General features: G+C 68.0%; 9 protein-coding genes and 1 pseudogene. 6 read left to right on the top strand and 4 right to left on the bottom strand.

The features are described 5' to 3' along the window. Window positions 1-45 precede the first annotated feature (45 nt). Window positions 46-624: a gamma-glutamylcyclotransferase gene (locus tag AC07S4_RS14300; RefSeq protein ID WP_494987287.1), complete on the top strand. Its 579-nt coding sequence runs from the start codon at window positions 46-48 to the stop codon at window positions 622-624. 119 nt (window positions 625-743) lie between these two features. Here the strand turns inward: AC07S4_RS14300 and AC07S4_RS14295 are convergent, their stop codons facing one another. Then, the gene (locus tag AC07S4_RS14295; RefSeq protein WP_494987286.1) at window positions 744-1211 is read right to left on the bottom strand and encodes a hypothetical protein; all 468 of its coding nucleotides are present in this window, start codon (window positions 1209-1211) and stop codon (window positions 744-746) included. A 17-nt stretch (window positions 1212-1228) separates the two neighbouring features. After that, complete coding sequence (locus tag AC07S4_RS14290; protein ID WP_494987285.1) at window positions 1229-2386, bottom strand: PA0069 family radical SAM protein; 1158 nt, start codon at window positions 2384-2386, stop codon at window positions 1229-1231. A 150-nt stretch (window positions 2387-2536) separates the two neighbouring features. Here AC07S4_RS14290 and AC07S4_RS14285 point away from each other — a divergent pair. From AC07S4_RS14285 to AC07S4_RS14265, 5 genes and pseudogenes are all read left to right on the top strand, one after another. Then, window positions 2537-3301 (top strand): annotated as a pseudogene (locus tag AC07S4_RS14285) (MCP four helix bundle domain-containing protein); the annotation flags it as partial. Beyond that, window positions 3284-4717, top strand: a complete 1434-nt coding sequence (locus AC07S4_RS14280) for a methyl-accepting chemotaxis protein (protein WP_494987742.1) — start codon at window positions 3284-3286, stop codon at window positions 4715-4717. The pseudogene AC07S4_RS14285 and the gene AC07S4_RS14280, both read left to right, overlap by 18 nt. A gap of 218 nt (window positions 4718-4935) precedes the next feature. Next, window positions 4936-5547, top strand: a complete 612-nt coding sequence (locus tag AC07S4_RS14275; protein WP_494987284.1) for a DUF2760 domain-containing protein — start codon at window positions 4936-4938, stop codon at window positions 5545-5547. Between the two features lie 8 nt (window positions 5548-5555). Continuing rightward, window positions 5556-7430 (top strand): Hsp70 family protein, encoded by a 1875-nt coding sequence (locus AC07S4_RS14270; protein ID WP_494987283.1) that lies wholly within the window; start codon window positions 5556-5558, stop codon window positions 7428-7430. A gap of 23 nt (window positions 7431-7453) precedes the next feature. Beyond that, window positions 7454-10333 carry an Hsp70 family protein gene (locus AC07S4_RS14265; RefSeq protein WP_494987282.1) on the top strand — a complete coding sequence of 960 codons (2880 nt, stop codon included), beginning with the start codon at window positions 7454-7456 and terminating at the stop codon, window positions 10331-10333. Here AC07S4_RS14265 and AC07S4_RS14260 read toward each other — a convergent pair. Together AC07S4_RS14260 and AC07S4_RS14255 are read right to left on the bottom strand one after the other, a co-directional pair. Continuing rightward, complete coding sequence (locus AC07S4_RS14260) at window positions 10330-10977, bottom strand: tRNA-uridine aminocarboxypropyltransferase (RefSeq protein ID WP_494987281.1); 648 nt, start codon at window positions 10975-10977, stop codon at window positions 10330-10332. The two genes, AC07S4_RS14265 and AC07S4_RS14260, sit on opposite strands and share 4 nt — an antisense overlap. 47 nt (window positions 10978-11024) lie before the next feature. Then, a complete protein-coding gene (locus AC07S4_RS14255) occupies window positions 11025-12653 on the bottom strand; it encodes a methyl-accepting chemotaxis protein (protein ID WP_494987280.1) in 1629 nt (542 codons plus the stop codon). Between the last annotated feature and the right edge of the window lie 80 nt (window positions 12654-12733).

Raw genomic sequence — 12733 nt, 5'->3', positions numbered from 1 at the left:
CGCTACAGCACTGGGCAGTACGGCGCGCTTCGCTATAATTCAGCCATGTCAGCCAATACGATCGCGATCAACCAGCAGATGGACTTCACCGGTCACGCCAGCGTGTGGGTGTTCGGCTACGGCTCGCTGATCTACAAGGCGGACTTCCCCTACCTGCAGCGGCGCCCGGCCAATATCGAAGGCTGGTCGCGCCGCTTCTGGCAAGGTTCGCACGACCATCGCGGCACGCCCTCGGCGCCGGGCCGCGTGGTCACCATCATCCCCGACGCGGGCGCGGTCTGCCACGGCATGGCCTACCTGATTACGCCGGAAGTGTTCGGCCACCTGGACTACCGCGAGAAAAACGGCTACCTGCGGGTGGCCGTGGAGATGGCGTTCGACGACGTGGAAGGCGAAGCGGCCGCAGGCGTGGTCTACGTGGCGCGGGAAGACAACGAAGCCTTCCTGGGCGAAGCGAGCGAAGAAGAAATCGCCCGCCACATCGCGCGCTCCGCCGGCCCCAGCGGCCCCAACAGCGACTACCTGACCCATCTCGCGCTGGCCCTGCGCGAACTCGGCAAGCACGACGCCCATGTCTTCGCCATCGAGCAATACCTGATGGAACTGATCGCCTCGCGCGCGTAACGAGCCTGACTACGCAAGCAACGCACCCAGCAAAACGATTCCGACACCGATCAAGCCGAGCGTCCCACCAATGACACTGATCGACATGCGGGCATGGTCTACGTCCCGAAAATGGTATTTCACCCAACTGGTAAACATGGCATCTCCCTCACCGTGTGGTTAATGAGTAAATCAAAGTGTACCAGCGCGTACAAAGCCGCAGCGCATAACGCCAACGCGAGAGACACTATCAGGCACGAGTAATGATGCATCCAGGTCGTCGATGGTCGTCGGACGGTGGCGGTAGGGAAAATTGCGCCACCGGCAGCAACGATACTACTGCCGGCAAGTACCGTAACCAGCCCTCCAGTAACCATGCCACCGTAGGCTCGCAACACGTGCGTGCCGCAAAAACTCGTCACGGCCATTTCATATAGTGCCGAAGCGCAAAAACCGATGGCCACCCAGCACAGCTGGCCATCTTTAATTGGTACCACCAAATCCCGCAGTGGGGCGAGTTCGGGCGGCAATGGCAAAGGCCGCAGGAACAGCAGCGCGCAAATCGGTGCGACCAGCGGCAGTATGATGCTGATGAGTAGCCATCCCATACATCCTCCCTGTCTCCTCAGAACAAATCCATCTGTCCCGCCGCCGCAGCGGCCTTGGCTTTGGCGCCGACGGCAGGCACCACCAGAGGGCGCTTGAACTGGCTGGCGTCGAGCAGGCGGAAGCGGCTGCCGCGCTTTTCCATGCCGAAGCGGCGGATCGCCTTCTCGGCCCGCTGGCGTATCAGATCGGCCCAGACGCCCTCGCCTTTCATGCGCTTGCCGAAGTCGCTCTCGTAGTCCTTGCCGCCGCGCATGTCGCGCACGCGGTTCATCACGCGCTGGGCACGGTCGGGGAAATGCGCCTCCAGCCATTGCTGGAACAGCGGGTTGACCTCCCACGGCAGCCTGAGCACGATGTAGTTGGCGTGCATGGCCCCGGCCTTGAATGCCGCCTCCATCACCCGCTCCAGGTCCGGCTCGGTCACAAAGGGGATCACCGGCGCGATGCTGACGCCGACAGGAATGCCCGCGTCCGCCAGCATGCGGATGGTGCGCAGGCGCCGCGCCGGGGCCGCCGCGCGCGGCTCCAGCGTGCGCGCGATGGCCGGGTCCAGCGTGGTGATGGTGATGGCGGCCGAGGCCTGGCCCTTGGCCGCCATGGCCGCCAGCAGGTCAATATCCCGCTCGATCAGCGCGGACTTGGTGATCAGCCCCACCGGATGGTTACACTCGTGCAGCACCTCCAGCACCCGCCGCGTGATGCGCAGCCCGCGCTCGCAGGGCTGGTAGGCGTCCGTGTTGACGCCCAGCGCGATCGGCTCCGGCACGTAGGAAGGCCGCGCCAGCTCCTGCCGCAGCAGTTCGGGCGCGTTCACCTTGGCGAAGATCTTGCTCTCGAAGTCCATGCCGGGCGACAGGCCCAGGTAGCTGTGGGTGGGCCGCGCAAAGCAGTAAATGCAGCCGTGCTCGCAGCCCCGGTAGGGATTGAGCGACACGTCGAAGGGCACGTCCGGCGAACTGTTGCGGGTGAGAATGGATTTGGCGATCTCGTCCGTGACGTGCGTCTTCCACACGCGCGGCTCGCCGTCCTCCTCCTGCTCCCAGCCGTCGTCGAACTGCTCGCGGCCTTGCACCTCGTAGCGGCCCTGCAGATTGCTGACCGCGCCGCGCCCTTTCTGCGCCCGCAGCGGCGCCGGCGGCAGCATGGCTTGCCCTTCAAGCTGTTCGTCGTCCATGGTGGCCCCGGGTTGAGATGATAACTGTGTTTATATACAGTATTCTAGGCTGTATGGCGCGTCCGCGCAACGGTGATTATTGGAGAGAATTGGCCGTGAAGCGTCAGCGCATAATTAACAATTCACCGCCAACCAGACAGGGAACACCCCATGCTGAAAAACCTGAAGATCGCCACCCGCCTCGGCTTAGGCTTTGGCAGCGTCGTTGTGCTGCTATTGATTTTGTCCGTCATCAGTGTCCAGCGCCTGGGCACGGTCAACGAAAGCAGCCGCGTCATGTACGAGGAGCACTATGCCAAGGTCGTCCTGATCAACGAGGTATTGAAAGACAGCATGGACAACGCGCGCCAGATGCGCAATATGCTGCTCTCCAGCAGCGATGCCGAGGTGGACAAGTACCGCCGCCTGGTCGACACCAACCGCGGCGAGATGAACGAGGGCCTGGGCAAAGTGCAAAAACTGCTCAGCACGGAGGCCGGCAAGCAGATGTACAAAACCATCCTCGACAAGCGCGAGCTGGTGGCGGCCAAGTACGAGCCCTTTTACGCGCTGGTGAAGGCGGACCGCAAGGGCGCGATCGACTACCTGAAAAACGAGTTCGTGCCCACCAACGACCAGTTCTGGCTGGCGCTCGAGGCACTGGCCAAATCGCAGGGCGAGCTGATGGACAAGGCCGCCGACGACGCCGCCGCCACCTATGAATCCACGCGCACGCTGGTGATGGCGCTGTCGGCCGGGGCCATCGCGCTGGCGGTGGCGATTGCAGCCTGGATCACGCTCAGCATCGTGCGCCCGATCCGGCAGGCGGTGCAGGTGGCCGAGCGGCTGGAGGCCGGCGACCTGTCGATCGACATCAAGGACGAGTCGCGGGACGAAACCGGCCAGCTGCTGCGCGCCATGCGCAACCTGGTGGCCAAGCTGAACCAGGTGATCTCCGGCCAGAAACGCGCGGTGGAGGCGGCCAACCGGGGCAATTTCGAGGTCCGCATCGACCTGGCCGGCCTGCAGGGCTTCCAGCAGGAGCTGGGCTCGGGCTTGAACCAGCTGATGGAGACCACCGGGGCCAGCATCGCCGACGTGGTGCGCGTGATGGGCGCGCTGTCGGAGGGCGACCTGAGCAAGACCATCACCAAGCCTTACGAGGGCGAGTTCGACGAGCTGAAGCGCTTTGCCAACAACACGGTGAACAAGCTGAGCCAGGTGATCGAGGGCCAGCAGCGCGTGGTGGGCGCGGCCAACCAGGGCAACTTCGAGGCGCGCGTGGAACTGGCCGGGCTGCAGGGCTTCCAGAAGGAGCTGGGCGAAGGCCTGAACCGCCTGATGGCCACCACCGGGGCCAGCATTGCCGACGTGGTGCGCGTGATGGGCGCGCTGGCGGACGGCGACCTGAGCAAGACCATAGACAAGCAGTACGAGGGCAGTTTCGCCGAGCTGAAGGAATACGCGAACAACACCATGGCCAAGCTGCTGCAGGTGGTCACCGAGGTCAACTCGGGCGCACAGTCGCTGGCCAGCGCGTCCGAGCAGGTCAGCGCGACGGCGCAGGCGCTGTCGCAGGCGTCCAGCGAGCAGGCGGCCAGCGTGGAGGAAACCAGCGCCTCGATCGAAGAGATGACCTCCTCCATCGCGCAGAACACCGACAACGCCAAGGCCACCGACGGCATGGCGGCCAAGGCCTCGCAGGAGGCCACCGAGGGCGGCGCGGCGGTCGACGCCACCGTGGCGGCGATGAAGCAGATCGCGCGCAAGATCGGCATCATCGACGACATCGCCTACCAGACCAATCTGCTGGCGCTGAACGCGGCCATCGAGGCGGCGCGCGCGGGCGAGCACGGCAAGGGCTTCGCGGTGGTGGCGGCCGAGGTGCGCAAGCTGGCCGAGCGCAGCCAGGTGGCGGCGCAGGAGATCGGCGAGGTGGCCACCAGCAGCGTGGAGCTGGCCGAGCGGGCCGGCATCCTGCTGGAGCAGATGGTGCCGAACATCAAGAAGACTTCCGGGCTGGTGCAGGAGATTGCCGCCGCGTCCGAGGAGCAGTCGGCCGGGGTGGCGCAGATCAATTCCGCGGTGAACCAGCTCAGCCAGACCACCCAGCAGAACGCCAGCAGCTCGGAGGAGCTGGCCGCCACCGCCGAGGAAATGAGCGGCCAGGCCGAACAGCTGCAGCAGACCATGGGCTTCTTCAAGGTGAACGCGGCGCCGCTGCGGCGGCAGGCTCCGGCCGCCGTGGTGCGCAGGCCATCGGCCGTCAAGATGGTGCGCAGCAGGGAGGTCTACCCGTCCCTGGCCCAGCAGGGCGAGGACATGGACGAGGGCGAGTTCGTCCGCTTCTGAGCCGCCGCACCACCCTGCCCCTCCGCCCTGTAAATCCCTCGCCCGGCGGGGCGGGGATTTCGCCGCCAGCCCGCTAGCTGGTATCATGCGCATTGTCCCAGGCGCACGTGCGCCCGGCGCCCCGCGCCGCGCACGCTCTCCGATGTCACCAACACCGCCAGTCCATGGCCGCGCACCCTGCTGCGGCGGGCTGATTTTTGACCCGAATTGACCACAACATGACCAATACCAACACCAACCTGCCCTCGCTGGGAAGCCGCATCGCGCTCTCCTTCGGCACTTTCTTCCGCACCCTGTCGGACCCGCAGTTCGCCGCCCGCCTGCAGCGCATCAACCAGCGCGTGGCCGGCGCCACGGCCGCAGCACCAACGGCAGCCCCGACCGCCGCACCAACGGCAGCCCCCACCGCAGCCCCCACCGCGCCGCCGGCCCCGGTGATCCTGCGCGAAGCCACGCCGGACGCCGCCCTGCAGCTGCTTAGCCTGCTGCAGCGCGAAGCGCGCCTGATCGACTTCACCCAGGAAAACCTGAGCGCCTATGCCGACGCCGACATCGGCGCCGCCGCCCGCGTGGTGCACGAAGGCTGCGCCAAAGTGCTGCGCGAGCACTTCACCATCGAACCTGTGCGCGCGGAAGCCGAAGGCTCGCGCGTCACGCTGGAGGAAGGCTTTGACGCCGCCGCCGTGCGCCTGACCGGCAACGTGGTGGGCAAGGCGCCGTTCAAGGGCAGCTTGAGCCATCGCGGCTGGCGCGCCACCAGCGTGCGCCTGCCGAAACTGGCCGAAGCGCATGACGCCAAGGTACTGGCGCCGGCGGAGGTGGAACTGTGAGCGGCGATATGAACAACAGCGGCAACAGCCCGCGCTACGCCATCGGCATCGACCTGGGCACCACGCACAGCGCGCTGTCCTATGTGGACCTGCAGGCCAGCGACGGCGAGAAGACCGCGCAGTCGGTGCTGGGCGTGCCGCAGCTGACCGCGCCGGGCACGGTGGAAGAACTGCCGCTGCTGCCTTCCTTCCTGTACCTGCCGCATCCGGACGAAATGGCGCCGGGCCAGCTGGCGCTGCCGTGGCAGGCCGACGGCCAAGGCCCGTCGCCCGCCGCCGTGGCCGGCGAAATGGCGCGCAGCCGTGGCGCCACCACGCCGATCCGCCTGGTCTCCAGCGCCAAGAGCTGGCTGTGCCACCCCGGCGTGGACCGCCGCGCCGCCATCCTGCCGAACGACGCGCCGGAAGAAGTGACGCGCGTATCGCCACTGGAAGCGTCCACCCGCTACCTGTCGCACCTGCGCCAGGCCTGGGACGCGGCGCATCCTGACGCGCCGTTCACCGAGCAGGCCGTCACCGTGACCATTCCCGCCTCGTTCGACCCGGCCGCGCGCGAGCTGACCGCCGACGCGGCCAAGGCCGCCGGCTACCAGGCCCTGACGCTGCTGGAAGAGCCGCAAGCGGCGCTGTACAGCTGGATCCAGGGCAGCGAAGGCCGCTGGCGCAAGGAGGTCAAGCCGGGCGACATCATCCTGGTGGTGGACGTGGGCGGCGGCACCAGCGACTTCTCGCTGATCGCCGTGCTGGAACGCGACGGCGTGCTGGAACCGCACCGCGTGGCGGTGGGCGACCACATCCTGCTGGGCGGCGACAATATGGACCTGGCGCTGGCCCACCTGGTGGCGCGCAAGCTGGCCGCCAACGGCACGCAGCTGGACGCGTGGCAGCTGCGCGCGCTGACCTACGGCTGCCGCGCCGCCAAGGAAGCCCTGCTGGCCGACGCCAGCGTGGAAAGCTGGCCTATCGTGGTGCCGAGCCGTGGCTCGAAACTGATCGGCGGCTCCATCCGCACCGAGCTGACGCGCAGCGAAGTGACGGCCTTCATCCTGGATGGCTTCTTCCCGCAAGTGGAAGCGTCGGCCCGCCCCGCCGTGCGCACCCGCGCCGGCCTGACGCAGCTTGGCCTGCCGTATGCGCAGGACGCGGGCGTAACGCGCCACCTGGCCTCCTTCCTGGCGCGCCAACTGGGCGCCACCAGCGAACTGCAAGGCTACGCCGGCGCGCAGAGCGCCGATGCGACCTTCCTGCATCCGACCGCCGTGCTGTTCAACGGCGGCGTGTTCAAGTCCGAGCTGCTGGCCAAGCGCGTGATGGACACCATCAACGACTGGCTCTACCTGGAAGGCGCGGAGCCTGCCCGCATGCTGGGCGGCGCCGACCTGGACCTGGCCGTGGCGCGCGGCGCGGCCTATTACAGCTACGTGCGCCGTGGCAGCGGCGTGCGCATCCGTGGCGGCACGGCGCGTTCCTACTACGTGGCGGTGGAGTCGTCCATGCCCGCCATCCCGGGCATGGAGCCGCCTATCCAGGCGCTGTGCGTGGCGCCGTTCGGCATGGAGGAAGGCAGCGAGATGGAACTGCCGGGCCAGGAGTTCGGCCTGGTGGTCGGCGAGCCGGTGGACTTCCGCTTCTTCGGTTCGTCCACCCGCCGCCAGGACCAGATCGGCGAGCTGCTGGACTTCTGGGGACCGGAAGAACTGGTGGAGCTGAACGCGATCCAGATGACGCTGTCGCCGGAAGGCCGCCAGCCGGGCGACGTGGTGCAGGTGCGCCTGCACGCGCAGGCCACGGAATCGGGCACGCTGGAGCTGCTGGCGGTCTCCAATGACAATCAGCAGCGCTGGAAGGTGGAGTTCGACGTCCGCGCAGCCACTGCCGAGTAACGACTAACGATCAACACCGCCGCATGAAGCAATACCTCGTCAGCATCGACCTCGGCACCACCAACACGGTGCTGGCCTACTCCGAGCCCGGCTCGGATGCGGTGCAGCTGTTCGCCATCGAGCAGTTGGTGGCGCCGGGCGAGGTGGGCACGGCGGCGCTGCTGCCGTCGCTGCGCTACCACCCGGCCGAGGGCGAGCTGGCGGCCGGCGAACTGCAGCTGCCGTGGCGCCTGCCGGACGTGGCCGGCGTGGCCGAAGTGGCTGGCGGACAGCTGGCGCGCAAGCTGGGCGCGCAAGTGCCGGGCCGGCTGGTGGCCAGCGCCAAGAGCTGGCTGTCGCATCCCGGCGTGGACCGCATGGCGGCCATCCTGCCGTGGGGCGCCGAGGACGACGTGGCCAAGGTGTCGCCGGTGGCGGCCAGCGCCAGCTACCTGGCGCACGTGCGGGCGGCATGGAACCAGCGCTTCCCCAAGCATCCCCTGGAACAGCAGCAGATCGTGCTGACCATCCCCGCCTCCTTCGACGAGGGCGCGCGCGCGCTCACGCTGGAGGCGGCGCGCATGGCGGGCCTGCCCAAGCTGCGGCTGCTGGAAGAACCGCAGGCCGCCTTCTACGACTGGCTGTACCGGCACCGCGCCACGCTGGCGCAGGAGCTGGCGCACACGCGCCTGGTGCTGGTGTGCGACGTGGGCGGCGGCACCACGGACTTCAGCCTGATCAAGGTGGAACTGCCGGCCGGCGGTGGCGACCCGGTGCTGACGCGCATCGGCGTGGGCAACCACCTGATACTGGGCGGCGACAATATGGACCTGGCGCTGGCGCGGCTGGTGGAAGCGCGGCTGGCGGGCGAAGGCCAGGAAGCGGCGCAAGCCACGCGGCTGTCGGCGGCGCGCATGGCGCAGCTCACGGAGCGCTGCCGCGCGGCCAAAGAGCAGCTGCTGGCGGCGGACGCGCCGGAGCGCGTGTCCGTCACGCTGCTGGGCGCGGGCTCCAGGCTGATAGGCGGCACGCGCTCGGCCGACCTGGCGCGCGAGGACGTGGAGCGCATGGTGGTGGACGGCTTCTTCCCCATGGGCGAGCCGCACGAGGAAGCCCGGCGCGCGCGCGGCGGCATTGTCGAATTCGGCCTGCCCTACGCGAGCGACGCCGCCATTACGCGCCACCTGGCCAGCTTCCTGCGCCAGCACGCGGCGGCCGCGCGCCAGGCGCTGGGCATGGCGGCCGAAGATGGCAACGGTGAGACCAGCCTGCCGGTGCCGGACACGCTGCTGCTGAACGGCGGCGTGTTCCGCGCGGACGCGCTGGCCAGGCGCCTGGAAGCCACCTTGTCCGCCTGGCGCGGGCAGCCGGTGCAGGTGCTGCACAACGAGAATCCGGACGTGGCGGTGGCGCGCGGCGGCGTGGCCTACGCCATCGGCAAGCAGGGCCGCGCCCCGACTATCGGCGGCGGCTCGCCGCGCTCCTACTTCCTGCTGCTGGACGGCGAAGCAGGCAACGGCAAGCAGGAAAGCCGCCGCGCCGTCTGCATTCTGCCGCGCGGCGCGGAAACCGGCGTGGAACTGCGCCTGGCGGACCGCAGCTTCGCGCTGCGCCTGGGCCGCCCGGTGCGCTTCCACATTGTGTCCCTGACCGCAGACGCGGGCGCACCGCCGCGCGCCGGCGACCTGGCCGATCTCGATCCGTCGTCCTTTGTGCGCCTGCCGCCCATCGCCACCGTGCTGCGCGACAGCGGCGACGCGGCCGCCCTCAAGGAGATCCCGGTGCAGCTGGCCGCTACGCTGAGCGAAGTGGGCACGCTGGAAGTGCATTGCGTGGCGAACGAAGGCGGCAAGCCGCAGCGCTGGCTGCTGGAGTTCCAGCTGCGCGGCCAGGACCAGGGAAAGGCCGGCGGCGCGGAAGGCGCGGAAGAAATCGCCCTGCCGCCCCGCTACAAGGACGCGCTGGAAAAAATAGACCGCATCTTCGGCAGCCGCGCGCAGCAGGTCGACAGCAAGGAAGTGCGCCAGCTGGGCCGCCAGCTGGACCACCTGCTGGGCGCGCGCGAAAGCTGGCCCACGCCGCTGCTGCGCCACCTGTTCGACGCGCTGCTGCAGCGCGCCAAGGGCCGCCGCCGCTCGGCCGAACACGAACGCGCGTGGCTCAACCTGGCCGGCTACTGCCTGCGCCCCGGCTTCGGCCACGCGCTGGACGCATGGCGCATCGAGCAGCTGTGGGCCATGTTCGACACCGGCCTGCAATATCACAAGGACAGCCAGGCCTGCTCGGAATGGTGGACCTTGTGGCGCCGCGTGTCCGGCGGCCTGGACGCCACGCAGCAACTGCGCCTGCTGGACGATTTCGCCTTCAACCTGCAGGCGGACGAGCAGGAGCGCGGCCGCCGCCCCGTCACGCTGGTGAACGGCAGCGAGGAGGACATGCTGCGCCTGGGCGCGTCGCTGGAGCGCATTCCATCCGCCTACAAGGGCGAGATCGGCGAATGGCTGCTGGGCCAGGTGCAGGAATTGGCCACCGCGTCCGCCGCCAGGGCGGACAAGGCCGAAGCCGCGCTGGGGCGCTTCCTGTGGGCGCTGGGCCGCGTGGGTTCGCGCCATCCCTTCCACGGCAGTGCGCACGACGTGGCGCCGGTGGCGGCGGTGGAGCAATGGCTGGCGGTGCTGCTCACGCTGGACTGGAAGAAGGTGGAACCCGCTGGCTTCGCCGCCGCGCATCTGGCGCGCATGACCGGCGACCGCACGCGCGACATTGGCGAGGAATTGCGCGCGCAGATATTGCAGCGCATGGAAGCGTCCCGCGCGCCCGCCGCGTGGAGCGCCATGGTGCGCGAGGTGGTGCAGCTGGACCAGGCGATGGAGAAGCGCATGCTGGGCGAGGCGCTGCCGCCGGGATTGAAGCTGCTAAGCTAAGCGAGCGGCACGTAGCTTTGCTGCTGCGCCACGAAAGCGTCGAACGCCGTGATCAGCGGCGCGTATTTTCCCTCATCCCCTTCCAGCTGTGCCAGCGCATACGCCGTGGCCTCAAGCGTCGACAGCTGGTCCGGTCCATGCGCCTTGCGTATCAGGTAGTGCGATTCAGGTGTATCGCGCAGGGGCAAACGGGGCAGGCGCTGCAAGGCGGGATTCAGATACAACATCTTGCGGCTCTTGCGCCAGGTTGCGTCCAGCACCACCAGCAGCAGGCCGGAAGGCTCGTCCGCCCAGGCCGAATCGAACGGCGGCGCGGGCGCGATGCCCATCGATGCGTCGCCCGGCGTGTCCGGATAGAGCAGCACCGGCCGCGCCGCCGATGGCCCGGCCAGCAGTGCCTCCAGCCGCGCCGGATCGAACGCTTCGCCCACTTCCAGGCGGCTGTTCGGCAGGCAGAGATGCAGCAGCCGTCCGCTGTTCTTGGCGTTCGCCACTTCCATGGGATGCTGCAGTATCAGCACCTGCGCCGCGCTGGGCACAGGCGCCGCCCAGCGGCAGATGCACGCCGCCTGCGCCCGCAGGCAGGCCGCGCACATCGGGCGTTTATTGTAGGGGGACTGGTCGGAAGGCTGGTCGGAAGGCATGGCGCGATTGTAGCCGCAGCAGCGGGCCGCGCGCCAGCCCGTGGACCTTAAGTGAGCCTGGCCACTTCGCGTCCGGACACCGCGCGCCGTGCAGCGCGGCCCGGCAGCGCGGCGCCGCCCCGCTCATGCATTTGCGAATCCGTCAGCTTGAACACGCTGACCGACTGCGCCAGCTGCGCCGCCTGGTCCTGCATGGCGGCAGCGGCAGCGGCGGCCTGTTCCACCAGTGCCGCGTTCTGCTGCGTCACCTGGTCCATTTGCGTAATGGCGAAATTCACCTGCTCGATGCCCGTGCGCTGTTCCTCGCTGGCGTTCGCGATTTCGCTCATGATGCCGGACACCTTGGCAATGCTGGCCACAATATCGTCCATGGTGCGTCCCGCCTTGTCCACCAGGCCGGTGCCGGCTTCCACCTGGTGCACCGAGGTGTTGATCAGCTCCTTGATCTCCTTGGCGGCCGAGGCCGAACGCTGCGCCAGATTGCGCACTTCGGAGGCCACCACGGCAAAGCCCCGGCCCTGCTCACCGGCGCGCGCCGCTTCCACCGCCGCGTTCAGCGCCAGGATATTGGTCTGGAAGGCGATGCCGTCGATCACGCTGATGATGTCCACGATGCGGCGCGAAGAATCGTTGATCGATCCCATCGTCGCCACCACCTCCGACACCACCGCGCCGCCGTGGCTTGCGATTTCGGACGCGTCCACCGCCAGCTGGCAGGCCTGGCGCGCATTCTCCGCGTTGATCTTCACAGTGGCCGTCAGCTGTTCCATCGACGACGCAGTCTGTTCCAGCGCACTGGCCTGCTCCTCGGTGCGCGAGGACAAGTCCATATTGCCCGCCGCGATTTCGCTGGAGGCGTTGGACATGGTGTCCGTGCCGCCCCGCACCTGGCCGACGATGTTGACCAGATTGCTGTTCATATTCTTCAGCGCGTGCATCAGCTGCCCGGTCTCGTCCCGGCTGCCGACCACGATGTCGCTGGTCAGGTCGCCGGCGGACACCGACTCGGCCACCTTGACCGCTTCGCTGAGCGGGCTGGTGATGGTGTGCGTGATGTACCAGGCGAAGCCCACGCCCAGCGCCACGGCGGCCACGCCCAGCAGGATGAGCATATTGCGGCCGCTCGCGTTGCCGCTCTGGATCTGGTCCGCCTTGGCGTCAAGCTGCGCGCGCTGCGTGTCGACCAGCTTCTGCAGCGCAGCCAGGTAGACCACGCGGTTGCGCTCCATGTCCTGCTCGAAGATGCGCTTGCCCAGTTCCAGGTCGCCGTCGGCCTTGGCCTTGAAAACGGCTTTGCGGGCGTCCACGTAGGCCTTGCGGGAGGCGAGGATGGCGGCGTGCTGCTCCTTGCCCACAGGGTCCTGCAGGATGGTGCCGAGGGCGTCCTGCAGCTCGGTGGCGCGGCTGGAGGCCTGCGCCATCTGCTGTTCAAAGCCCTTCTGGTCGGCCGGGTCCTGCACCTTCCAGGCGGCCGTGGTGCGGGCGGCGTTCACTTCCACCACCTTCTGCCATTCGGTTGCCATGCGCTCGACGCGCAGATGGTCCTGCAGCAGCGATTCGGTCATGGCGCTGGCTTGCTGCATGCGGGCGATGCCTACCAGCGTTAGCGCCGTCAACAGCAACAGCACCACGGTAAAGGCCAGACCCAGCCTGACGCCTATCCTCAAATTCTTCATGCCTGTCTCCTCGTGCCGAATTTATCGTGCTTTTTTGGCAGTCTGAGCGCATTTCCATCGGATTGCAACAATTACCAGAA

Source organism: Pseudoduganella sp. GW821-FHT05F09, assembly GCF_059419605.1.
This window is presented reverse-complemented; position numbering and strand designations above follow the sequence as displayed.